This is a genomic window from Enterococcus sp. 1001283B150225_161107_E12 (assembly GCF_015556925.1).
Lineage (GTDB): Bacteria > Bacillota > Bacilli > Lactobacillales > Enterococcaceae > Enterococcus_B > Enterococcus_B mundtii.
This window is the reverse complement of sequence record NZ_JADNNI010000001.1, coordinates 29,066-52,443: the sequence shown is the minus strand read 5'-3', so window position 1 is coordinate 52,443 and position 23,378 is coordinate 29,066. Positions and strand designations below refer to the sequence as shown.

Below are 23,378 nucleotides of genomic sequence, written 5' to 3'. Positions count from 1 at the left end.
TCTAATCCTATAGCGTTTTGTTGATTTGTCAATAAATGTGTACATAGCAATAACCGTTGAGCCAATGAAAATAAAGCAACGAGTTTGGGAAATCAGCCCAAACTCGCTTGCCATTTATTTGTAGTAAAAACCTACGCTTGCTTCTATTTATTTTCTAACCATGTTTTTGCTTCTGTCAATGCGTCTGAGATACCCGCTGGGTTTTTTCCACCTGCTTGCGCCATATCTGGACGACCACCGCCACCACCGCCGACTTTCGGTGCGATTGCTTTGATCAAATCGCCGGCTTTTAAGCCTGCTTCATTTGCTTCAGGTGTCATTGCTGCTAACAAGCTGACTTTACCTTCTTGTTCGTTTGCCAAGACAAGAATATCTGAAACTGCTTTTTGTTTCCATTGATCAGCTAATTGACGCAATTGATTCATATCTTTTACTTTAACTTGCGCAGTGATGATCGTTTTGCCATTGATCGTCTCTGGATTTTTGAAAATATCCCCTGCTTGTTGGTTGGCTAACTTACTTGCCAATTGTTCATTTTCTTTTTGTAGTTCTCTTACTTGTTGTTGCAATTGTTCTGCTTTAGCTACGACTTCTTTCAATTGTGGTGATTTCACGATTGCCGCAACTTCTTTTAGTTGTTGTTCTTCGCTTTCCAACAATTCATAAGCTTCTTTACTTGTCACCGCTTCGATCCGACGAACCCCTGCACCGATCCCTGATTCAGAAACGATTTTAAAGATTCCGATGTTTTCGGTATTACCGACATGCGTACCACCACATAATTCGATCGACCAACCGCCGATATTGACCACGCGGACTTCATTGCCATATTTTTCGCCAAACAATGCCATTGCGCCCATGTTTTTCGCTGTGTCGATATCTGTTTCGATGGTTTCGACAGGAATCGCTTCCCAGATTTTTTCGTTCACGATTTGTTCCATTTTCGCCAATTCTTCACTTGTGATCTGCCCAAAATGTGTGAAGTCAAAACGTAAATGGCCTGGTGCAACCAATGAACCTGCTTGGTTGGCATGATCGCCTAATACTTCTTTTAATGCTTTGTGCAATAAGTGAGTAGCCGTATGGTTTTTGACGATTCGGTTACGTCTTGGTTCATCGATCAATAAATGATAGGTGTTTCCTTCTTTGATTTCAGAAAGGACTTCTACTTTATGCAAGAATTGTCCATTTGGTGCTTTACGAACATCGGTCACATTAGCTACTGTTTCACCAGCTGCATCAATGATCCAACCTTGATCGGCTACTTGTCCACCCATTTCAGCATAAAATGGTGTTTGATCAAAGATCAATTGAGCTTCCCCATCCGATAGTTCACTGACGATTGTTTCGTCTTGGACGATCACTAGTAATTCACTGTCAGATTCAATATGGTCATAACCGATGAATTTGCTGTCTACTTTGATATCTGTCAATAAAGCAGATTGAACACCCATCGATGTTTCTGTATTACGAGCCGCACGCGCGCGCTCACGTTGCGCCTGCATTTCTGTTTCAAAGCCTGCGTGATCGACATTCAATCCTTCATCTTCCGCCACTTCTTCTGTCAATTCGACTGGGAATCCATACGTATCGTAAAGTTTAAAGATATCTTTTCCAGCAAGCGTTGTTCCGTTTGCTTGTTTTACCTCTTTGATCACTTGATTCAAGATCTCAAGACCTTCGTTGATCGTTTCATTGAAACGTTCTTCTTCCGTACGAACGACTTTTTCGATAAATTCTTTTTGCTCCAACACTTCAGGGTAGTAGCTCTCCATGATTTCGCCAACAACAGGCACTAAACGGTATAAGAAAGCTTGCTCGATCCCTAATTTTTTTCCGTGCATGACTGCTCGACGCAACAAACGGCGCAACACATAGCCGCGTCCTTCATTTGAAGGCAATGCCCCGTCACCGATTGCAAAAGATAATGCGCGGATATGGTCTGCGATTACTTTATATGAAATATCAGTTAAGGCATCCTCACCGTATTTTACTTTGTTGCTCAATTGCTCAACTGCATGGATGATCGGCATAAATAAATCTGTTTCAAAGTTGGTTGGTGCATCTTGAACGATGGAAACCATTCGTTCTAAGCCCATGCCCGTATCAATGTTTTTATGTGGAAGAGGTTCAAACGTATTATCTGGTTTGTGGTTGAACTCTGAGAATACTAAGTTCCAGATTTCAAGATAACGTTCATTTTCGCCACCAGGATAGTTTTCAGGATCATCTTCTTCCAAGTCATTATAGGCTTCGCCACGATCATAAAAAATCTCTGTATCTGGACCACATGGTCCAGCACCGATATCCCAAAAGTTATCTTCTACATCCACGATATGGTCAAGAGATAACCCAACTTCTTCGTGCCAGATACGTTTTGCTTCTGTATCTTTTGGATAAACAGTGACATATAATTTCTCAGGATCAAACGCCATCCATTTTGGACTTGTTAAAAATTCCCATGCCCAGTGGATTGCCTCTTCTTTGAAATAATCGCCGATCGAGAAGTTCCCTAACATTTCAAACATCGTATGATGACGAGCTGTTTTCCCAACATTTTCGATATCATTCGTCCGAATCGATTTTTGCGCATTCGTGATTCTTGGATTGTCTGGTACAACAGATCCATCAAAATATTTCTTTAGTGTCGCCACTCCTGAGTTGATCCATAATAAGGTTGGATCATTGACCGGTACTAGTGAAGCACTAGGTTCGATCGTATGTCCTTTTTCTTGGAAAAAGTCTAAAAACATTTGACGTACTTCTGCACTGCTTAATTTTTTCATTGTTTTACCTTCTTTCTACATAATAAACGACAAAAAACACCATTACAGCCAAGGACGAAAACTCGCGGTACCACCTTGATTGCAATGATGTTTACTCATTACCTCTTAAACTCGTTAACGCTGAGTCGCGTTGATATTTCTATCAAATTGAAAAAGGGAGCAGTTTGAACAGTGACTATTCTTTTTTCAGCCGAGAAAGAATTTTCTGTGAGTCAGTCTAAAACAAACTATGTCCTTTTTGTACTTTATATGTCCTTTTTGTACTTTATCAGTATACGTATTCTTAGCGATGCTGTCAATCCTACTTTTTGATTTTTCATTGTTTGCGGTCTACGTTTTCCTTGCTATAATCAAGAAAGAATCCAAAAGGAGGCAAAATAATGGAAACGTATTTTGGAACCGAAGAATGGATAAAAGCCAGCAGTTACGTTTTACGTTATGACGTATTCGTGTTAGAGCAAGAAATACCTGCTCATTTAGAATTTGACGGTAAGGATGCCTATTACCCGAACCTTGTCATGATCCATAACGAACAGCCAATTGCTACCTTGCGTTACCAAAAACAAAGCGATGAGCAAATCCAATTTGATCGTTTTTGTGTCGCAAAAGACTGGCGCAAACGTGGGATTGGCAGAGAAATGCTTCAATTGGCAGAAAAACGAGCAATAAATGAAGCATTCAAAGAAATCTATTTGATTGCAGAGATCCCCGCCGTTCCTTTCTACGAAAAGCAAGGCTATCAGAGTTTCTCAGACCCACTAATCGAAGACGGTATCCTTTGTCAACAGATGCGAAAACAGTTCTCCTAATATGAACTGTTTATTCATAAAAAAATCAGCCCCAAAACCAAAAATAGATTTACTATTTAGGTTTTTGGGGCTGATAGTCAAGGGCAGCGTGATTCGCTCATGACTGCTTTTATTTGTTGGAATTCTTTTTATTTTTTCTGGCTGTACGCGTTTGTTGACGTTTTTCGATCTTACGGTCTTTTTTATTTTTCTCCGCAATTGCCCAGTCGATTTTTTTCTTGTAACCAGGTTTGATCTTTTTCTTTTTCTTTTTGACTAAACCAATCAGTGTTGGGTCAAGACTATCTTTTGATTTTTCTCGTTTCGTCCGACGGTTACGGTCATAGGTTTTAACGATTTCACCATTTTTGATTTCCATTGGCTCAAAGACAACCCCGATTTTTTCGATGCCTTCGATCAATGGCTCATCACTTGGTGCATATAAAGTGATCGCTGTTCCTTTTAAGCCATTTCTACCAGTACGACCGACACGGTGGATAAAGAAATCTAGATCTTCTGGAACCTCCGCATTGATGACATGAGAAACACCTTCGATATCAATACCACGAGCAGCTAAGTCTGTCGCAACTACATATTGATACTCTAAGTTTTGCACTTGGCGCATCACACGCTTACGTTCACGAGGAGTGATATCTCCATGGATCTTCGCTATTTTCAGTCCTTGGTTTTTCAAGTAATCAGCGATTTCATCTACATGTTGTTTCGTGTTTGCAAAGACGATTGCTAAATAAGGATGCCCGATCGTCAGTAATTGATAGATCGTTTGATTCTTATCTTTTCCTTTTGTTGAAACTAACCAATTCTCGATATCTTCTGAGATCACTGCTTTTGGCTTGATTTCTTCGATGATTGGATTTTCCATATATTTACGCAAGAATGGGCGTAATTTTTCTGGAATCGTTGCTGAGAAAACTAAAAATTGTAATTTTTCTGGCAAGCGGCTAGCGATTTGATCAACTTCATTCAGGAATCCCATATCTAAGGTCATATCTGCTTCATCCACGATGAAAGCAAAGGCTGTATGGATCTTTAAAGCTTGCTCATTCATCATGTCAAGGATACGCCCTGGTGTACCGACAACGATTTGCGGTTGTTGGTGATTCAAGCGATTTAATTGACGTTGTTTGTCTGTTCCGCCGACAAAATTCGATACGCGAATCTCTGGATCGGAAAACTTAGCGATTTGAACAGCAGCTTCATAGATCTGTGTCGCCAGTTCACGACTTGGTGCTGTGATCACCACTTGGACTTCTTCTTTATTGGCATTGATTTTTTGAAATAGAGGCAAAAGAAACGTATGCGTTTTTCCTGAACCAGTTTGTGATTGTCCGATGATATTTTTCCCTTTTAAAATCAAAGGAATCAATCGTTCTTGCACTTCTGTTGGTTGTTGGAACCCTTTTTCTGCTAACGCTTCGTTGATAAACGGATGAAAATTGAATTGTTTAAAATGACTCATTTCGACACCTCTTCTCTTTGTATTTTTCACGACTTTGGAATTATACCATAAATTTGCTTATTTTGCTTGAAAAGGTCAGGCTTTTCTATCTTTGATCGTACTGATCGTGTAAGTATGACTCGCTTTCTCATAGAATAAAACTCTCTTTTTGCGGATAAAAGATAAGAATAGATTCAGACCGAAAATGAACTGTGCGACCAAGGTACATAAGAAAATGAACACTGCACTCATCTGTGTGACACCAGTTGCTTGATTGATGACTGGACCAACTAATTGACTCAACCAGCCTAGCCCATAAAACAAGAAATAGAGATACGCATAGCGAATGAACAACGCACGAAATCTGATTCGTTCTCTGCCATCTTCAACTAGCTTGATCCGGACGATTTTTTTTCCAAGTGTTCTGCCATTCGTTAAGAAAGGAAGGATCATGAAATAGAGAAAGACTTGCACGAACAACCACCAACTGTAGGAAGTGAACTCGCTACTTCCAAACGATAATCCGGCTACCAATCCGATGATCGACGAACAAATAGATAAGAAAAACCAATCGATCAAATAGGCAACCAGACGGCGTGTCAAAGAGACTGTCTTGCCTTTTTCATACGATACTTCATCCATTCTCGCTCTTGTTGGCAACATAAACGTAAAGATTGGCGTCACAAGATAGCCAAGCATTCCGCCAAATGTATTCGTTAGTAAATCATTGACATCGAATAATCGATACGGACGTGGATAGATAAAGTAAAGACCTGTTAATTGTGTCAACTCAAAAAATAGAGAGAGGCAGAAACTTGCAAAGACCGTTTTGACAAAGGACAGTCGGAAATAATACCTTAAATAGATGCCAAACGGTAAGAGTAAAAAGACATTGAATAATGGCTCTAAAAAAACACTTTGTCGCATCGCAGGTAAATAGGTACTCGGATCGGACAAGACGAGGACTGTATTCGCTCTGAAGTTCTCCCAAGACGCAAATAGGTGTAATTCCATTTTTGGACCTGTCATTTGCGCAACAGCTTCCTTAGTAGGTAAAGGTAAAATCACTAAAAAGTAAGCACATAATAGATAAAAGACAAATGAATATAAAATGACCGCTCTAGTTAGGAGAAACGTTCCATACTTTCGGTATTCATAAATAAAAAAGATAGCAGAAATCGCCAATGCGAGAAAAGGAAAGACAATCAACGCAAAACGAATCGGCTCGATATAACTTGCCATAAAACAAAAAGACCTCCTTTGAATACAGTTATCTTAGCAATATTGGTGAAAAGAATGCAAGTAATGACTAAATTATTTTTAAATTCCTATCAATTGAAGTATGATTATTATGAGGAGGCGATTCATTTTGCTTAATATTTATTTTGTATTTGGTGTTCCAGCATTTTTACTTATTCTGTATTTAGTCTTTGCATTGATTCGTAAGCGGACATCGATCCATTACTTAGGCTTTATTCTATTGATCATCGCAGGCTTTATGCTTGTTTTCAACTTACAGACATGGCAACAAGCAGTCTCTGAGCTTTCACATACTTCAAGTGCAGAACTTTCTGCAGAACTTGGCTATTCTGTCTATTTGATCTGGGTGCCGATTGGAATTGCTACTTTATTATTTTTGTTGAATATCTTCCGAGCTTTGTTAAGGATCAAGCAAATTCGAAAAAAAAACAAATAGAAAGATGAGGTCGAGACAGACGTGTTTAGCCTCAAAAAATAAGGCGTTATCCACGAAAATTGTTTTTCAACTTTTTGTGGATGACGCCTTATTTTACGAAGAACTTCCTTCTGTTCCCGCCGTCTATTTGATTTTAGATGACGCAAGAGGACGAATGGTCAAGACATGTCTTTTGATTTAATTATCGGTTACGCCAGGTTTGTGCATCAAGTGAATCCTCGCCCACAAACCATTCTTTGTAGAACTCCTCTAGAAATTCACGCATGAACGCTTCACGTCGTTTTGCTTCTTGCTTCGCAAATTCCGTATTCATTTGATCTGGCAGTAACAACAATTTTTCATAAAAATGATTGATGACTGTCGAACCTTTACGATACTCTTGTTTGTTCGTATAATTGATTGGCTGGATAACTGGGTCAAAAATCGGATGCCCCTTATGTCCTCCATAATATGCTGTACGTAAGATACCCATCGCACCTAACGCCTCTAAACGATCTGCATCCTGTACGATCTTGCCTTCTAAGGACAATTCGACGTTATCAGACAAACTTTTTGAAAAAGACATATTTTCGATGATATGAAAGATTTGATGAATCTCTGATTCTGCCACTCCGATGTTTGCCAAAAAGACTCTGAGTCCTTCTTTCGCTTGCTCTTCATCTTCGACCACTTTATCATCGATCGTATCGTGTAGATATGCCGCTGCCAGCGTGATAAAAGAATCGGCTTGCGGTAGTGTCTCAAGGACTTGTCGAGAAAGTTCGACTACTCGATTCGTATGGTCCACACCATGTCCTGAACGATCCAAAGACAATTGTGCCATGCTGTAGTTAGCAATTTCACTTAATTTATCCACTGCCGCTTTCACCTTCTATTAGAGAATTTTTTAGACTTCTTCAACACCATAAACGCTAAAGTAAAGTTTTCGCATAAAATCGATCAAGTACTGCGGATTCAATGCTTCTCCTGTCGCATCTTGGATCAATTGATTTGGTTTTCTTGATGCGCCGTACTGATGGATTTTTTCTGTCATCCACTCTTTGATCGGTGAGTAATCATCAGAAGCTAAAATCTCATCAACAGCGATATCTTTTTTCATTGCATGTAATAATTGTGCAGCATACATGAATCCTAACGCATAAGATGGGAAGTAACCAAAACTTGCACCTGACCAATGGACATCTTGCAAGATCCCTTCTAAATCGTTTGTTGGACGGATACCTAAATACTCTTCATATTTTTGGTTCCATACTTCTGGTAATTTCTCAACTTCTAATCCTTCATTGAACATCATTTTTTCGATCTCATAACGTATAATGATGTGTAATGGATACGTCAAACTGTCTGCTTCGATCCGAATCAAGCTTGCTTTTGTATACTGTAATGAACGATAGAAATCATCAAAAGAAATATCATCAAAGGTTCCTTCAGCACACTCTTGGAAGAATGGGTACTGCTTTTCCCAGAAACTGCGGTTGCTGCCGACAATGATTTCATTGAAAAGTGATTGCGACTCATGGATGCCCATTGATGTGCCTTCGCCTACTGGTGTATACGTATATTTTTCATCAATATTTTGTTCATACATCCCGTGTCCGGCTTCATGGATCACTCCAAATGTTGCCATTTTGAAGTCCTCTTCATTCCAACGTGTCGTGATGCGGACATCATTACGGTTGATCCCGATCATAAATGGATGGATCGTGTCATCTAAGCGACCTCTAGAAAAATCATAGCCTAACTGTTTGATCACACCGACTACAAAGCGTTTTTGTTGTTCCTTCGTCATTTTACGTGAAAGAAAATCCGTTTCGGGGGCTGTTCCTTTTTCGACTAAGGCTTGACGGATGGACATAATGCCTTCTTTGACTTGGTCAAATACTTGGTCTAGGATCTCTACAGTCATTCCTGGCTCATATTGATTCAACAGCACATCATAGTCTGTTTTCTCCTCTTTACGCCAATATGGGATCAACTGTTTTGTGATCTTGATGTTCTCAGATAACGCGGATTCAAAATCAGCAAATTGGTTTGATTCACGCGATTCTTGCCATTTTGTGTGGGCTTTAGAAGTCGCAGAAGTTAATGCAATCATCAATTCTTCCGGTACTTTATGCTCTAATTCATAGTCTTCTTTGACTTTCTCAAAAACCGTTTTTCCGACTTCAGACAACTCGTCAGGGTGCGCAGAGAAGTATTCGATTGCTTCTGCGATTTTCGGTCCGACTTTTTTTGAGAAGTATAGCCCATATAAATAACTGTTGACTTCACTGCGTTCTTCACTTGATTTTTCTGGCATACCTGTTTGGATATCCCAGTCCAATACTGTTAACGCTTGACTCATTAAATCGATTTCTTTGACTTCTTTCAAAAATTCCTTTTCATTCATCCAAAAATCCTCCAACTTATCCTAGTTATCATTTATCCAATAGTTATCGCTCACTTACATTTACTACATTTCCTTTGCGTTGATTAATTCAAACCGTTCAACAGCAAGGGGCATCTCTTCATAAAATTCTTTTCCAATTTGGGGCATTAATTCCCTAAAAAATTTTTTATGAACTTTATACCAGTAATCATAGCTCAAATCACCCTCACCCTCAGCACGGGCAATTTCTTCTGTTACTTCATTCATCGGCATTATCGTCATATCTGTATATTTTATGATGCCTACAGGTTCGTCTTTACTATTTAAAACAATGGTATAACTTCCAATTTTAGACAAAGGGTCTTCATCGTAATACAGGCATTCATCGTATGATGAACATGACGCCGTTTTGATCCCCTTTAAAATCAAGTCTGCCAACTCATCTGCCATCGGTGTTCCTTCCCAACCCCACTGCTCTGCAGTAACATTTGTTGGAGGGAGTTCACCTTGCCAAAATTCTTTCCAATACTTTTTTGCTTGTTCATTCATTTTCAATTCCTCCAAAAATCATAGGGTCAAAGGTCTTAAAGTCCCAACCATGTTTTTTAGGTGTCCATACTTATATCCTAGTTATTCGTTTTCAGTCCGTTCTTTTCTTGGTGGACGAGTTCCCCAATATTGGAACAGATCTGTGCGCAATGCACCATTGTATAATTTACGTTTTTTTGTTGCTTTTTGTCCGTAAAATTCTTCAAATGCCAAATCACTTGTCAAGATGTACTTACTCCACGTTTTCAATGGTCGGAAAACCTCACCCATTTCTTTGTAGAGACGACGAACGGATTCTTCTTCGCCTAAGCGTTCACCATAAGGGGGATTAGCAACGATCACGCCGTATTCTTTTTCCGTTTTGAAGTCCTTCACTGCCCGTTGTTGGAAGGTGATGGAATCGCCTAAACCGATCTCTTCCGCATTGGCTCTGGCGATACCGATCAATTGACCATTGATATCAGACCCAGTGATATCTAATTCGATATCATAATCTGCCTGTTCTTCTGCTGCTGCACGAACTTTTTCCATGATAGCCGGATCGAACCAATCCCACGTCTCACACACAAATTCACGATTGAAACCAGGGGCGATATTATGACCGATCAGTGCAGCTTCGATACACAGTGTTCCTGAACCACAAACTGGATCATAAAACGGACGATCTTTTCGCCAGTTCGTCAACATCACTAAAGCTGCTGCCATATTTTCTTTTAATGGGGCACCACCTTTTTCTAAACGATAACCGCGTTTGAATAAACTTGGACCAGTCGTATCAAGGGTCACTAACACATGATCTTTCAGTAAAGCAACTTCTAGTTGGAAATGTGCGCCGGTTTCTGTCAATGGCACAGTAGACGGACGATGATAATACGTACGTAGTCTTTCAACAATTGCTTTCTTAGTGATGGCTTGACAGTCTGGTGTACTATAAAGCGTCGATTTGATCGATTTTCCTGCAACAGGGAAAGAGGCGTCTAATGGAAGGTAATCTTCCCATGGTAACGCTTTGACTTGCTCGAATAATTCATCAAACGTACGGGCATCAAATTCACCCACGACGATCTTGATACGATCTGCTGTACGTAACCATAGATTTGTTGTAGCAATCGTTTCCATCGTTCCTTTGAAACGCGCACGACCATTTTCGACTTGGCACTCGATGCCAAGATCTCTAAGTTCTTTTCCTACTAATGCTTCTAGCCCGCTTGCCGCTGTCGCTATTAAATTGAATTCTCTATTTTTATCCATTGTATTCTCCTTATCAATCAAAAAAGAGGCATGATGACCTTCGTCCTCTATAATCAAACAAATGGTGTGGCAGAAGCAGCCCTTAGAAAATAAGCAATAACACCCAAAAATACGATAAGTTATTTTCGTATGTTGCTGCTTAATTCTTGGAGCTGTGCGCTTCCGTCACACCCTCTTCTAAATTCCCTACATCCGATCTTTTCAATGTGAAAAGGCCTGACGTAGAAAAAAAGCTATTCTTAGTACTGATTTTTTAGGCTGTTATTCGCCTATCGATTTATTCCCTGAAGATGTGGTTTTCTATAAGCCATGTTCTGTACTTTGTTTTTCCAGGGAGAAAAAACAAAGCGGTAACCATCTATCTGCAGATCAACTGCCCTTTTGTCTCGTTCTGATTCCCCGACAAAAAGCGCCCCTACCGTTGTTTGGGTTGCTCGCTCGAGGGGTTTACCGCGTTCCACCGAACAAGTTTCCTCATTCGCTTCGTCACTGTGGCACTTTCAAGGATACTGAAGCATAGCCGAAACCTTAGCTTGTTTTCCTGCCGTTACTCTAAAAGAGTACCTTAGCTTATTTTTTCGCTAAGCACGAACACTACAGGCATCACAGCCTGTGCGAGCATGGACTTTCCTCAGTCTGGTCAAAGCCAGACCGCGATTACCCGAAAACCACAAATCGATTCATTGCTTAAAACTGACGTGTTGCTTCGTTGTCATGTTCATTTGTTGATGTATAGTTGTTTGGATTAGGTGTTACTGGTGGTACATTTCCTGCTTGTGCATCTAATTTTTTACCAAATACTTCACGTTCAAGATTTGATAGACGTTTTAAAATATCAAAATTCGTTACTGCCGCACTTTTCGGAGTTTCTGTTTGTTGTGCACGACTTGGAGCTGCTCCTTGGTTTTTCGACAATTGAGCGACTTTTGCACTTAATTTATCGTTTTCTTCTTGTAAAGCAAGGAGTTGTTTGCTGTAATTCTCATAATCTTTGATAATATTGTCTAAGAATTCGTCCACTTCGATCGGATCATATCCGCGCATTTTTGTTTTGAATTCTTGTTGTAAAATGTCTTTAGGACTATAAATCAAATTCGCCATATTTACACCTCTAGTTCTCATTTACGTATTAACGTTTCTACTTTTTTATTGTATCGGAAAAGACTTGATAAATCAAACACTATATTATTTTATTCACTAAAATTTTGCAAATCATCCATGCTGACGGTTCGAATCTCATAAGGATGACTCCCTTGATATTTTTGTGCATCCTTAAAAAAATAGTCTGTTTTTCCAGGATATTCTGGATCATAAATCAATAGTGTTCCGTCTGTATGTTGTAGAATAAATTGGGTATGATTTCTTAGTTGACTTGGTGATTGATAGGGTTGGTGACTCACCGACTCACGATAGTCAGAAAGCTGTTCTACCAGCCTTTTCTTTTCCTGATTGTTCTCATTCCAACCATTGCCAAACTCTGCAAACGGATAAATGATCCCAAGCTTCAATTCTGGATAATCCGTCTTCATTTCAGCGACGACTTCACCTGCCCATAATTCGACGCCTAAGTTACCGCTGATGATCACCCATTCCAATCCTTCTTCCACCAATTGGGTCAATTCATTTTTTAAAACTTTTTTAATAACTGTCATTTTAGGGTCATTATCTTTGAATATACCTAATTCAAAACTGCGATAACCAGAGATATACATTACTTTTATTGTATCCATTCCAGTTTCCTTTTCTTTCTCTGTGCTTTTTTGCTATAATGTGGCCTAGGAGAGTGATTCGATCATGGTTTTACGCTATCCAAATGGCCGTCCTTATATCAAGGATGCCTCGTCCAAAGAAAAAAAACAAGTAAAAAGGAACCCAAATACGGAGTTTGGCAATCGCGGGATGCGATTTGAAGAAGCCATCAATGAAAGCAACGAGTATTATCTGGCACATCAAATGGCCGTTATCCATAAAAAGCCAACACCGGTTCAAATCGTAAAAGTTGACTACCCTCGACGTAGTGCCGCTGTCATTAAAGAAGCTTATTTTACACAGGCTTCCACAACTGATTATAACGGTGTCTATCGAGGTTTCTATTTGGATTTTGAAGCAAAAGAGACAAAAAACAAAACTTCATTTCCATTTAAAAATTTTCATCCCCATCAAATCTCACATATGGAAGCTTGTCAAAAACAAGGAGGAATCTGTTTTGTCCTTTTATGGTTTTCTGCCTTACAGCGTTGTTTTTATTTGGATAGTACACATTTAGTCCACTATTGGCACGAACAACAGACACAAGGAAGGAAATCCTTGCCGCTTTCATTGATTGAAGAATTAGGAATCGAGATTCCAAGTGGCTTTGCCCCTCGTGTTCCATACTTGCAAGCAATCGACCAGTACTTAGAATCTAATGAAGGAGAACCAAAGAATGCCAACTAATCAAACGAGATCTTCTAAAAGAAGCACCTCCTCTTCTTCTCCAAAGAAAAGAGGAAAACAATCAACGAAAAAAGGCACTGGAAAAGATCGAAAAGGATTGATCACACGTATTCTTTTAATTGGTCTTTCCTTGATCTGTGTCGCTTTTCTCGCAGGGGTCGGACTTTTTTGGTTTTATGCCAAAGATGCTCCTGCTTTGACAGACGAAAAACTGGATGCAACAGTTTCGTCAAAACTTTATACGAAAGATGGCGAGTTATTTGAGGATCTAGGAGCAGAAAAAAGAGAAAAAATTTCTGCCAATGAACTGCCAAAGACACTTGAAGATGCCATCGTTTCAGTCGAAGACCGAAGATTTTACAAACATATCGGTGTCGACCCTGTTCGGATCATCGGTGCCGCATTATCCAACTTTACATCTGGCGGCTTACAAGGTGGTAGTACGTTGACTCAGCAGCTGATCAAGCTCTCTTTCTTCTCAACTAGTACCGAAGACCAAACAATCAGACGTAAAGCCCAAGAAGCCTGGATGGCTGTCAGACTGGAACAAACGAAATCAAAACAAGAGATATTGACCTACTATGTCAACAAAGTCTATATGTCTAACGGTCTTTATGGCATGGAAACAGCGGCTCAATCTTACTTTGGAAAAACATTAAGCGAATTGAATTTACCGCAAACCGCGCTTTTAGCAGGAATGCCTCAAGCACCGTCAGCTTATGATCCTTACCAGTTTCCAGAGCAAGCAAAAAAACGTCGTGATACTGTCTTGTACACGATGCTCCAAAACGAAAAAATCTCTCAAACAGAGTACGATACAGCGATCAATACACCGATTACGGATGGGTTGCAAGAATTAACCCAAGAAGACACTAATACACGGATCGTCGACAATTATGTCAAAGAGGTCATCAATGAAGTCCATGCTAAAACAGACAAGAATGTCTATACCGATGGCTTGGATATTTATACGAACTTAGACTTGAATGCCCAAAAACACTTATATGATGTGGTGAATACAGATCAATACGTTGCATATCCAGATGATCAAATGCAAGTAGCCACTACGTTGATCGATGTCAATACTGGACAAGTCACCGCGCAGATCGGTGGAAGAAACATTCCGGATGATGTCGCTTTAGGTAATAACTTAGCTGTTAATACCTCTCGTGACTTTGGTTCAACCATGAAACCGATCACTGACTACGCGCCAGCATTTGAAGAATTGAACTATTCTACTGGCAAATTGATCGCCGATGCACCTTACAATTATGAAGGAACTTCTATTCCTGTTTCGAACTGGGACAACCGTTACATGGGAATGGTCACCTTGCGCCAAGCGTTATACCTTTCAAGAAACGTCCCTGCAGTCAAGCTCTTCAATGAAGTTGGCGCAGATAAAGTTGCAGAATTCTTGAGTAGCTTAGGGATCGAATATAGCACGATCCATCAGTCAAATGCGATTTCAAGTAATACTGAACAACAAGATGGTACAAAATACGGTGCTTCTTCTGAAAAAATGGCCGCAGCATACGCTGCCTTAGCAAACGGTGGTACTTACTATAAACCACAATACGTTAATCGGATCGTTTTCCAAGATGGCACTGAAGAAACATTTGAACCAGAAGGAACAAGAGCGATGTCTGAAGAGACAGCGTATATGGTTACTGACATCTTGAAAGATACGATTACTCGCGGAACCGGTACGAATGCCGCAATCCCAGGGTTGATCCAAGCAGGTAAAACAGGAACATCTAATTATACGGACGAGGAATATGCTAAGTTAGGTACCTCAACGGGCGTTTATCCAGATATTTTATTTGCTGGTTACACACCGAATTATGCAATTTCTGTGTGGACGGGATACAATGATAAAATGACTCCGATCACTTCCACTGGAACAGATGTAGCTTCAGATGTTTATCGCGAATTGATGAAATTTGTCTCCGCAAATGTGACAAATACGGATTGGACGATGCCTAACGGACTGTACCGTTCTGGTGGTGAATTATTCTTTAGAAATGCATCATCATCTGGCAATTCAAACGCTACGGTGCCGTCAACGACGATTCCTTCTTCATCTGCGGTCGTCCCTGTAACTCCTGTTCCAGATTCTTCAACGAGCGAAACTGTTCCTGAGACTTCTACAAGCTCAACGACTGAACCTAGTAGCTCTGAACAGTCAACGCCACCAAGTAGTGAACCAACTGAACCAAGTAGTGAGCCTTCTACAGAACCACCAGCATCTTCTAGCGAGGAAGCACCACCTGAATCCTCTGCTACGCCGCCAAGTTCCGAAGATACAAATGCTGCTGGTGGTGACAGCGGGACACGAACTGCACCTTCTACTCGATCTTCGTCTAGAAACAGTAGTGATTGACCATAGAAAAAAGCCATCCTCTGCGGATGGCTTTTTTGTTTACTCGTTTTCTGTCATTTTTCAACGCTCATTTCCCTACTAGATCGATCATTTTAAGTATTCAATAGGATAGTTTCGTTTTCTAGAAAACAAAACTACTCCCCCAGAAATACCAATCAACAGATAACCTAAGAAAACAATTCGTTGATTTACTACTGTTCCTGTTTCGGGTAGATTTTGTTTTGTGATCGCAGAAAGATCAGCGACTAGTGTCTGGTGCTTATTTGCTTCTTTTGTTTCTTCAACAGTTGATCCAATCGTACCAGATACTCTGATATTGTGAGTGGAGTGCACCTCTTCTGCCTTGACTATGGTTGAACAGGATAAGCTGATAATAAAAAGTATTTGTAGTACCGATAAAACTTGCCATTTTTTACTTCTAGACTTCCTCATCGTACTATCTGATAGTAGATTTTCCATTCGCTTTATTCCTCTACTGCAAAATTCAATACTAGTTTAAAGCTCGGATTACTTTCTACGGAAGCATTTCTCGGTGTCGCATCCCCACTAAATTGGAAGTTACCGACTGTATGATTCCCCTCATTACCAGATAAGGTGAATAAAGGCGTAGCTGTAACTGTCGAAACTCCTTTGTTGAATAATTCGATCGTGTTGATCGTTAGTCGATCCACTTCGCTCATTTCTTTGACTTCTGTCACATTTGAGACGGAAGCCCGCACACTTAGCGCAGAATGGTTCGTCACGTGATAAGCCGGAGAAGTAATCTTTTTATGCTCAGATTCTTCTGTTGTCCGGAAAATAGCTGTCGTCGGTAGGGTCACATTGATCCATTGATCGAGATTTTCTGGATTTGGACCAGGCTTTGTATTATCAAATTCACCGATGATCCCCTTTATAGTGATATCTCCAGAAGTTGCACCTTCTCGCCCATCGATGGTTTGGACTGGACTAGCAAAAGCGGTAATTCCACTAATACATACTCCTGTAATTGTTAGAATACTTAACACTAATTTTGTTGCTTTTTTCATTTAGGTAGCCTCACTTAAATTGGATTAATTTTTTATCAATATGCTGATTTCTGCTTCGGTTACGCCTTGTTTTTCTTTGGTTTCTGGATCATAGATATTGACTGTCGCTGTTGCTGGATATTCTCCTTTTTCTAAAGGTCGCTTCAAATACACCGCTTCAATCAATTGATTGGGATAAATCGCGCCAGAAGAATAAATCACTTCTTTCGTATCATTGATCGTAATATCGACCGCAATCGGATAAACATTCGTGCCAGGATTGACGATTTCGATCGATCCACGACTTCTGCCATTTTCGAAAACTGCTTCTGGGTTGATCTGCAAGGTGAAATAATTTGCATCTGCTAGTTCTTGCGCACGCTCAGAAATCCGTTGATCACTCGCATCACTGATTTCAGGTAACAAATCCGCGCTGATAACTGGAGTGGGTTCTTTGTGACCAAACCAATACCAACTAGCAACAGCCATCACCATTAAAGAAACAAACAATAATAAGACACCGTTCTTCCGTCGTTTCTTTTGTTGATTCCTTCGTTTTGTTTTACTCATTGGTTGAACGTCTCCTAGTCATTATCATTCTTTTATCTCGTACATCTATGCCCGCTATCTGGGAACAAATCGTAAAATCATACGATAGGTGGGAACGAATGAATCTTGATAATAGCCCCCTTGTTCATTGTCACTTTCCGAGATCCACTTAGGATATGGCCCATAAAATCGACCGGTCAAATGGAAAGGGACACTTGAATATGGTGCAACTTGTGCCAGGCGTTGTTCACTTCTTCGTTCATATAAAGAAATTTTGGTTTCATTAGACATCAACTGTAATTCCAATAATGGTTGTTTGATATCAGAGAAGTTTTTCGGTTGTCCTTCTTGCAATGGCGCGTGATCTAAAGGATTTTCATCCTCTCTTAACAAGGTGACCCCTGCATCATCTTCAACAATGAACTGATTCACATACGTATCAACAGAAAGATCTGAATGATTACGGATCTCGTAATCTGGACTAACAAATTCACGATTAGTTTCCTCGCCTTGGTAGAGGGATTCGAACACCATTTTCGTCGGTATGGAAACTTTTAGATGATGGATCTTCGAGCTAACATCAATGCCTATTGTAAACTGATAGGCTTTGTTCCCTACTTGAAATGTAGCAAAATACGTGCCATCGTCCACTTCATCCTTGGTTAAATCCGTAGCTACGATTTTAATTTCCTGACTGCGATCGTCCTGTGTCAAAACATCGTGTGCTGTTGCCTGACTTTCCTTCAGAATCAATTCATGGAGTTCTGCTTCACTGGTTAAGCCCTCTAACTTCTTACGTTTTAATGTGAAGTGATTTGCAGTGTAGTCGATCCCTTTGATTACCTTTTCGTCAATCGTCAAATCACCAGTTGTTTCGACGGATGGTTTAGCAATAGCGAGCTTTACCTGTGTGTCTGTTGCTAAACGCTCATTTTCTGCTAAGGGTATCTCAAACTGTCGAATCCGTTGATCTGCATCTTGGTAATCTCCCCACTTGATCCTCGGTGATTCTTTAGTTACACTGACTGTTTGTCCCGCTGTATTTTGGTAAGTGATTGTTCGACTATCCGTTACTTCTGTCATCCAGCCAGTGATTGCTGTTGATTGGTCACTTAATGGCTCTAATGCTGCCACTAATTCTTCCGGACGAGAACGTTCCCATACATAAGTTCCTGGATGATTTCCGTCATAATTTGCCATAAATTCGTTTGAATTCTCAAACGCGATTGTTCGAACTGAACTATCCAAACTTTCTTCAAGCACCCATCGCCCTGTATATTCCGCTGTCGGAACGATAGTTCGTAAGCTGGTATTTCCGATAACTGATTCTTCTCCTAATTTAAGGGATGAAAGTCTTGATGCAAGATGGAACATGCCCCTAATATCTTTATTTCTTGTGTCCCAATTACTCAAATCTAATTCAGTTAGTGAAGAGGAAGACATAAATAAATTCGTCATACTGGTCACATTCTCAACATTCCATTGACTGACATCAAGGTCCGACAAGCTATATGTCCAAGCAAATGCGTGGCTCATATTCGTCACATTAGACACATTCCATTGACTGACATCTAACTTTCTTAAATTGCTCATCCATGCAAATGTGTGACTCATGCTAGTTACATTAGACACATCCCATTGACTAATATTGAGCTCTTTTAGTGCTGTTGTACTTGCAAACATTCTGCTCATATTCGTAACTCCGGATGTATTGAACTTTCCTGCATCTTCAATACTTTTCAACTGATTTAACTCGTAAAATAAAGATGCGCTATTTTCTGGTAAAAATACTTCATTGATGACACGAATAGTTTCAACTTCTGAGTGAACTTTCCATGGCGCTTCTGGGACCGATCCAGCGATTCCACCATACAAATGGATCGTTTTCGTTGCCTCGTCGTATTCCCAAGGGACAGTTCCCCATAACTCCTGATTCTTCCGATAGATATAGGTGACTATCTGCTCAATATTCGTGAAAACCCCTGTTGCATTTTCCGGTGTAACAAGCAATTCCCACCCTTCGATTTCTTTTGCTTCTGTACGATATGCTTCTCCGCTAAATCCCGTTAAAATATCACTTTGCGCTAACTCATTACCCTCTTCGTCCACATACCTTACGACGACACTGCCTTGTTCCAAGCGTTCAAAATTAGCTTGAACGCTCACAGGTCCCGTACCCATTCGTAAACTGGTATTCGCCAGATTACTATTCGTTATGGTTGCACCATTTTGGGTTCGAAACTGCCAATTGACAAAACGATAACCGGTAGCTGGATTTGCATTCAAATTGATGGTTGCTCCTTGGGCAGCGGATGAAGCTGAAACCGTAGGATTGCCACCAATCGTTGGATTTGCCTGCACACTCACACTATGGGTGATTTGTTCGTAGACTGCTCGAATGGACGAATCTCCTGCCCCCATCGTAATGGATGTACTTTGACTCGTTCGGTTTGCAATAGTCGCGTTTCCAGAAACAGGCTCCCATTGAACAAAGCGATATCCATTCGAAACGTTGGCATGGATCGTGGTCGTTTCACCTTGTGCCAGTATTGTTTGATCCGCTCTTGGATTTCCTCCAGCATTTGGAGAAGATTGAAAGGTTAAGTTGTACACTCGCTCATAAACCGCTCGAATCCTTGCTGTCGCACTTATCGGTCCTGTAGGTCCGCCACCTGTATTGAGATTTGTTACCTCTGCATTTGGGTTTTGTATAGAAACGCCATCACTGGATACTAATTCCCATTGAACAAAACGAAATCCTGGATTCGGATTCGCATGTATGGTATACACCGTTCCAAGTGGTGGCATCTGATTACTACTTGTACGGTAAGGATTTCCACCTTCTGACGGACTTGTTTCAAATGTAATCGTTACATCTCTAGCTAAGTCTACCCTTGCCTCATTCTGGATTTCATTAGCGGGTTCACTGGTTTCTGATCCATAAACAAAATGAAAAGGTAGATGAGACAATAGAACAACGAATACGGTCAATAAAATGATAGTTTTATTATGATTAATTCTACTTTTCATTGGTGCTCCTTAATGATTAACTGTTGGAATAAATAAACATATCGATCTTTTTCTTTTAATGAATGGTTCCGAATAAAAAACATCTGTCATTATTTTACACACTGATCAGTGATATCTCCTATTGATAAAATTGATATCAATAGGAGACCCGTTTTTATGCTCGTAATTCCTTATGTGAAGAACTACGTAATTTGTCCGTATTCTTTTGTTGCATGATTTCTGCTGATTTGCTTATGCTTGCTTCCATTTTGTTTTGCAGTTTACTAGGACCAGGAATACTTGTAGCCAAGGAAGGCGATAACGTTTTTTGAGTAAGTCTTCGCTGCTTCACTTCATGAGAAGTCCCTGTGCGTTCACTCACATTGAATAAAGCCTCTGCTTTTGTGAAATCGCCTTTCATAGCTAGTGATCGAGCTTCTCTTATAATATTCAATTCGTTTTTTAATTCATGGATCTGATTTTTTAATTGACGATATTTTTCGCGATTAAAAATATACTTACTAAAAAAATTGATTCGCTGTTTTTTACTTTGTAATTCGGCTAATTCATTTTGTTTCGTGTTGACTTTCATACTGTATTTCTCTAAATTATGATTTTTTACAATTGTATCTTTTAATTCATGGATTTTTTCAATAGCGGAATGAGTATCTCGATGGTAGCCTTGGTCTTCTTTCCATTTTTCGATAAAAATTCCGAGTGCTAGTTCACTTTGTTTTTCATTTTTCTTAAACCTGCCATAGAACCCCCCGTCATTAAAACTATTTTTCATCTTCAGGTCATATCTTTTTTTATGCATGTCGATATTCTCACCTAATTCCTTGATGTTTTTTTCATCCTTTGATGAATCATACTTAAATTTATACTCCTCAAAAAAATTAGATAGTTTTTTAAATTGTTGGTCCAGATCGTGGTGGATCATTTTTTGAGCATTTTTTAAATCTTCTTTGTCGATCGTTGAGACCCCATTTGCTTGCCCAGCTATGCCTGTTTTATCTGTAAGTTCATGACTCTTAGCTGATTTGAGACGTTCACTTTCTCTTTCTCTGATCAACTGTGTTTTCTCCGCTTCTAATTTTTCATAGCGGGGATCACTCATATCTTTGATACGGTTTATTTGCGCTTGTTTCTCTGAAATTTTTTCCGTTAATTGGTGAATCTTTTTAGAATCAGTTTTTACTTCAGTTACTCTCGAGGTACTGGATGAAGCAGTCGGCTGTCTTTCATTCCGCGCAGCGATTTGTTGTCGCACCTTATTTCTCTCTGCTACTAAGCGATCGTATTCAGGATCATTGATATCTTTTATGCGTGCAATTCTTTGGTTTAATTTTATGAGTTGTTCATCCATTATCATTCCCACTTTCTTAAAGAAATCCTTTATCTGTCTTCGCGATATTATTTATGAACAAAATGACTTATTTCTTATTTTTATTTTTCTTTTGTAACGAACGTTTGAATCCCTCTGACGATCGAACACTCTCCAAATAAACGCGTTCTTGCTCTCTCTTGTTTTCTTCTATCCTTTTCGTTGTTTGGATTCGCTTAGTTTCGCGACCGTTTCTTCGTTGTTCATCACTCATACGCTCATATTCCATTCTTTCTCCTCCAATCAGGATGCCTCCAATTGATCATGAGAATTCTTTATGATCTTTGCAATGACGGTCTTCTAGTTAACTGATTATTTTTTGATAATTGATTGATTTTATTACTTTTACTGATTGCCTCTTTTTTTACTGTGGAAAAGCTCAATTTTTTGATTTTAGCAACGGATTGTTGTTTTGCCGCTTTCACTGTTTTGACTTCGGCTGATTTAATTCTTCGTTGTGAAGAGGTAGCACCAATACCGAGGGTCTTTATACTCTTTAATAGATCAAACTTCATGAAGTTCGCTCCTAATTTGTATAAAAACTGAAAAAGGTTCCGATTGGTTTTTGTTGCGATATTTTTTACAACAGGCGCTTTTTCTTTCGCAGCTTCCAACTTGACAGGTTGTTTTTTAGTTGCCTTCGTCGTATTAGCAGATGCTTCTAAAGGTGATTGCTCTTTTTCTTTCTTTTTTGTGATTCTATTTTTGATCATCTTCGTCACTTTGACGACAAATCTTCCTAAATATTTCAGTCCCATAAAACCAAATTTAGGTGTTTTCAACGATGTTTTTTGTAGCATTTTTACCTCTGGATCTGGCTGTTCATTGGTGATCATCGAACTCCTCCTTTAAATCAAACGTTTGGTATCATTTATTTTTACATTTAGTTCGCTTTTTTAGTTGTTTCCAAAAGACAAATGCAACCATTGACGTCCCTACTACAGTTAAGGAAATACCTGCTTGACTATTCAATCTTGGTAGCGAACGCTTCTCTTCTTTTCTTCTGATTGCGACCCCATCATTCTTTTTAGTTGAAGTTTTTTTGTCAGTTGTTTGGTCCACCGGTTTGGTCTCAGGGTGCTTATCCTTATTATCATTAGGTTTGTCTTCCTCTGGTATCGGCTGCTCCTCATTCCTAACATAGATGAAATTTATCTCTTGCTCCTCATCTGTAAATACACCTGTAGGTTGGCCGATGGTTTCTTTTACTTCCCAACCAGCTATTTGCATTGGCTCCGCCTTAAAAGCTTCTCCCCAACGTCCAAGTAGAATGTCCATTCGATTTTTTTCAGGTGCTTCCTCAAAAATGTGGTTGACGACTACTTGACCGCCAACTTTACGCTCGTATTGGATCGTTAACGTTTGTGCTTGTTCTGTCACTATCACTTCTGGCAACTCACCTTTTACTTGCCAACCCGCTTCTGTTCGTGGCATCAATTCAAAACGATCACCGACATTCCCGACATCTGTAATCACTTCGTTCGTATTCATAGAAGAATCGCCAATGAATTCATGATTGACGGTGATGGCACCTCCAGGTTTTCGCTCGTATTGAATCGTCACCGTTTGTGCTTGTTCTGTCACTATCACTTCTGGCAACTCACCCTTTACTTGCCAACCCGCTTCTGTTCGTGGCGTCAATTCAAAACGATCACCGACATTCCCGACATCTGTAATCACTTCGTTCGTATTCATAGAAGAATCGCCAATGAATTC

Annotated in this window: 21 protein-coding genes and 1 other RNA gene (1 of these 22 cut by a window edge); 4 read left to right on the top strand and 18 right to left on the bottom strand. The window is 39.8% G+C overall.

The genetic code is table 11. The features are described from left to right. Positions 1-143 precede the first annotated feature (143 nt). Positions 144-2,786 carry an alanine--tRNA ligase gene (alaS, locus tag I2F89_RS00210; protein WP_071867249.1) on the bottom strand — a complete coding sequence of 881 codons (2,643 nt, stop codon included), beginning with the start codon at positions 2,784-2,786 and terminating at the stop codon, positions 144-146. Between the two features lie 380 nt (positions 2,787-3,166). Between alaS and I2F89_RS00205 the strand changes: the two genes are divergently transcribed. Further along, a complete protein-coding gene (locus I2F89_RS00205; RefSeq protein ID WP_074798931.1) occupies positions 3,167-3,595 on the top strand; it encodes a GNAT family N-acetyltransferase in 429 nt (142 codons plus the stop codon). Between the two features lie 109 nt (positions 3,596-3,704). Here the strand turns inward: I2F89_RS00205 and I2F89_RS00200 are convergent, their stop codons facing one another. After that, the gene (locus I2F89_RS00200) at positions 3,705-5,054 is read right to left on the bottom strand and encodes a DEAD/DEAH box helicase (RefSeq protein ID WP_071867247.1); all 1,350 of its coding nucleotides are present in this window, start codon (positions 5,052-5,054) and stop codon (positions 3,705-3,707) included. Positions 5,055-5,129: 75 nt separating this feature from the next. Further along, the gene (locus I2F89_RS00195; protein WP_074798930.1) at positions 5,130-6,275 is read right to left on the bottom strand and encodes a VanZ family protein; all 1,146 of its coding nucleotides are present in this window, start codon (positions 6,273-6,275) and stop codon (positions 5,130-5,132) included. 127 nt (positions 6,276-6,402) lie between these two features. Here I2F89_RS00195 and I2F89_RS00190 point away from each other — a divergent pair, with 127 nt between their 5' ends. Next, positions 6,403-6,729, top strand: a complete 327-nt coding sequence (locus I2F89_RS00190; RefSeq protein ID WP_019723502.1) for a hypothetical protein — start codon at positions 6,403-6,405, stop codon at positions 6,727-6,729. Positions 6,730-6,910: 181 nt separating this feature from the next. On the opposite strand, the gene I2F89_RS00185 is transcribed toward I2F89_RS00190, so the two are convergent. The 7 genes from I2F89_RS00185 to I2F89_RS00155 all read right to left on the bottom strand — a co-directional run bounded on the left by I2F89_RS00185 (position 6,911) and on the right by I2F89_RS00155 (position 12,627). Next, positions 6,911-7,585 carry an HD domain-containing protein gene (locus tag I2F89_RS00185; protein WP_071867244.1) on the bottom strand — a complete coding sequence of 225 codons (675 nt, stop codon included), beginning with the start codon at positions 7,583-7,585 and terminating at the stop codon, positions 6,911-6,913. A 30-nt stretch (positions 7,586-7,615) separates the two neighbouring features. Then, complete coding sequence (locus I2F89_RS00180) at positions 7,616-9,118, bottom strand: carboxypeptidase M32 (RefSeq protein WP_115357593.1); 1,503 nt, start codon at positions 9,116-9,118, stop codon at positions 7,616-7,618. Positions 9,119-9,181: 63 nt separating this feature from the next. Then, a complete protein-coding gene (locus I2F89_RS00175; RefSeq protein ID WP_071867242.1) occupies positions 9,182-9,646 on the bottom strand; it encodes an ASCH domain-containing protein in 465 nt (154 codons plus the stop codon). An 81-nt stretch (positions 9,647-9,727) separates the two neighbouring features. Then, positions 9,728-10,897, bottom strand: a complete 1,170-nt coding sequence (locus I2F89_RS00170) for a THUMP domain-containing class I SAM-dependent RNA methyltransferase (RefSeq protein WP_010735544.1) — start codon at positions 10,895-10,897, stop codon at positions 9,728-9,730. A gap of 298 nt (positions 10,898-11,195) precedes the next feature. Further along, an RNA gene (gene rnpB / locus I2F89_RS00165) (RNase P RNA component class B) lies at positions 11,196-11,566 on the bottom strand. Positions 11,567-11,584: 18 nt separating this feature from the next. Beyond that, complete coding sequence (gpsB, locus tag I2F89_RS00160; RefSeq protein WP_071867241.1) at positions 11,585-11,998, bottom strand: cell division regulator GpsB; 414 nt, start codon at positions 11,996-11,998, stop codon at positions 11,585-11,587. Between the two features lie 89 nt (positions 11,999-12,087). Further along, positions 12,088-12,627, bottom strand: a complete 540-nt coding sequence (locus tag I2F89_RS00155) for a DUF1273 domain-containing protein (RefSeq protein ID WP_010735546.1) — start codon at positions 12,625-12,627, stop codon at positions 12,088-12,090. 64 nt (positions 12,628-12,691) lie between these two features. Here I2F89_RS00155 and recU point away from each other — a divergent pair, with 64 nt between their 5' ends. Then, a complete protein-coding gene (recU, locus tag I2F89_RS00150) occupies positions 12,692-13,333 on the top strand; it encodes a Holliday junction resolvase RecU (RefSeq protein ID WP_071867240.1) in 642 nt (213 codons plus the stop codon). Further along, positions 13,323-15,713 (top strand): PBP1A family penicillin-binding protein, encoded by a 2,391-nt coding sequence (locus tag I2F89_RS00145; RefSeq protein WP_071867239.1) that lies wholly within the window; start codon positions 13,323-13,325, stop codon positions 15,711-15,713. Before recU ends, I2F89_RS00145 begins: the two co-directional genes overlap by 11 nt. 87 nt (positions 15,714-15,800) lie before the next feature. Here the strand turns inward: I2F89_RS00145 and I2F89_RS00140 are convergent, their stop codons facing one another. The 8 genes from I2F89_RS00140 to I2F89_RS00105 form a co-directional block, all read right to left on the bottom strand. Then, positions 15,801-16,172, bottom strand: a complete 372-nt coding sequence (locus I2F89_RS00140; protein ID WP_086334632.1) for an LPXTG cell wall anchor domain-containing protein — start codon at positions 16,170-16,172, stop codon at positions 15,801-15,803. Positions 16,173-16,177: 5 nt separating this feature from the next. Beyond that, positions 16,178-16,741 carry a hypothetical protein gene (locus I2F89_RS00135; protein ID WP_071867237.1) on the bottom strand — a complete coding sequence of 188 codons (564 nt, stop codon included), beginning with the start codon at positions 16,739-16,741 and terminating at the stop codon, positions 16,178-16,180. Positions 16,742-16,765: 24 nt separating this feature from the next. Further along, a complete protein-coding gene (locus I2F89_RS00130) occupies positions 16,766-17,290 on the bottom strand; it encodes a hypothetical protein (RefSeq protein ID WP_086334630.1) in 525 nt (174 codons plus the stop codon). A gap of 54 nt (positions 17,291-17,344) precedes the next feature. After that, complete coding sequence (locus I2F89_RS00125; protein WP_195513191.1) at positions 17,345-20,299, bottom strand: InlB B-repeat-containing protein; 2,955 nt, start codon at positions 20,297-20,299, stop codon at positions 17,345-17,347. A 154-nt stretch (positions 20,300-20,453) separates the two neighbouring features. Beyond that, positions 20,454-21,644 carry a hypothetical protein gene (locus I2F89_RS00120; protein WP_195513190.1) on the bottom strand — a complete coding sequence of 397 codons (1,191 nt, stop codon included), beginning with the start codon at positions 21,642-21,644 and terminating at the stop codon, positions 20,454-20,456. A gap of 67 nt (positions 21,645-21,711) precedes the next feature. Then, positions 21,712-21,891 carry a hypothetical protein gene (locus tag I2F89_RS00115; protein ID WP_071867233.1) on the bottom strand — a complete coding sequence of 60 codons (180 nt, stop codon included), beginning with the start codon at positions 21,889-21,891 and terminating at the stop codon, positions 21,712-21,714. Between the two features lie 46 nt (positions 21,892-21,937). After that, positions 21,938-22,498: a hypothetical protein gene (locus I2F89_RS00110; RefSeq protein ID WP_071867232.1), complete on the bottom strand. Its 561-nt coding sequence runs from the start codon at positions 22,496-22,498 to the stop codon at positions 21,938-21,940. A 31-nt stretch (positions 22,499-22,529) separates the two neighbouring features. Then, positions 22,530-23,378 carry the final stretch of a MucBP domain-containing protein gene (locus I2F89_RS00105; RefSeq protein ID WP_195513189.1) on the bottom strand. 1,407 nt of this gene lie beyond the right edge of the window, so the window shows 849 of its 2,256 coding nt (coding positions 1,408-2,256); its start codon lies off the right edge, out of view — the gene reads right to left on this strand; it ends in the stop codon at positions 22,530-22,532.

What these genes read in the sequence shown, in the direction of transcription:
- I2F89_RS00195 (WP_074798930.1), bottom strand. Translation starts at nt 6,275, where the DNA reads ATGGCAAGTTATATCGAGCCGATTCGTTTTGCGTTGATTGTCTTTCCT.
- I2F89_RS00200 (WP_071867247.1), bottom strand. Translation starts at nt 5,054, where the DNA reads ATGAGTCATTTTAAACAATTCAATTTTCATCCGTTTATCAACGAAGCG.
- I2F89_RS00175 (WP_071867242.1), bottom strand. Translation starts at nt 9,646, where the DNA reads ATGAATGAACAAGCAAAAAAGTATTGGAAAGAATTTTGGCAAGGTGAA.
- I2F89_RS00155 (WP_010735546.1), bottom strand. Translation starts at nt 12,627, where the DNA reads ATGGATACAATAAAAGTAATGTATATCTCTGGTTATCGCAGTTTTGAA.
- I2F89_RS00110 (WP_071867232.1), bottom strand. Translation starts at nt 22,498, where the DNA reads ATGATCACCAATGAACAGCCAGATCCAGAGGTAAAAATGCTACAAAAA.
- I2F89_RS00115 (WP_071867233.1), bottom strand. Translation starts at nt 21,891, where the DNA reads ATGGAATATGAGCGTATGAGTGATGAACAACGAAGAAACGGTCGCGAA.
- I2F89_RS00125 (WP_195513191.1), bottom strand. Translation starts at nt 20,299, where the DNA reads ATGAAAAGTAGAATTAATCATAATAAAACTATCATTTTATTGACCGTA.
- recU (WP_071867240.1), top strand. Translation starts at nt 12,692, where the DNA reads ATGGTTTTACGCTATCCAAATGGCCGTCCTTATATCAAGGATGCCTCG.
- gpsB (WP_071867241.1), bottom strand. Translation starts at nt 11,998, where the DNA reads ATGGCGAATTTGATTTATAGTCCTAAAGACATTTTACAACAAGAATTC.
- I2F89_RS00130 (WP_086334630.1), bottom strand. Translation starts at nt 17,290, where the DNA reads ATGAGTAAAACAAAACGAAGGAATCAACAAAAGAAACGACGGAAGAAC.
- I2F89_RS00140 (WP_086334632.1), bottom strand. Translation starts at nt 16,172, where the DNA reads ATGGAAAATCTACTATCAGATAGTACGATGAGGAAGTCTAGAAGTAAA.
- I2F89_RS00180 (WP_115357593.1), bottom strand. Translation starts at nt 9,118, where the DNA reads ATGAATGAAAAGGAATTTTTGAAAGAAGTCAAAGAAATCGATTTAATG.
- I2F89_RS00120 (WP_195513190.1), bottom strand. Translation starts at nt 21,644, where the DNA reads ATGGATGAACAACTCATAAAATTAAACCAAAGAATTGCACGCATAAAA.
- I2F89_RS00145 (WP_071867239.1), top strand. Translation starts at nt 13,323, where the DNA reads ATGCCAACTAATCAAACGAGATCTTCTAAAAGAAGCACCTCCTCTTCT.
- I2F89_RS00170 (WP_010735544.1), bottom strand. Translation starts at nt 10,897, where the DNA reads ATGGATAAAAATAGAGAATTCAATTTAATAGCGACAGCGGCAAGCGGG.
- I2F89_RS00135 (WP_071867237.1), bottom strand. Translation starts at nt 16,741, where the DNA reads ATGAAAAAAGCAACAAAATTAGTGTTAAGTATTCTAACAATTACAGGA.
- I2F89_RS00205 (WP_074798931.1), top strand. Translation starts at nt 3,167, where the DNA reads ATGGAAACGTATTTTGGAACCGAAGAATGGATAAAAGCCAGCAGTTAC.
- alaS (WP_071867249.1), bottom strand. Translation starts at nt 2,786, where the DNA reads ATGAAAAAATTAAGCAGTGCAGAAGTACGTCAAATGTTTTTAGACTTT.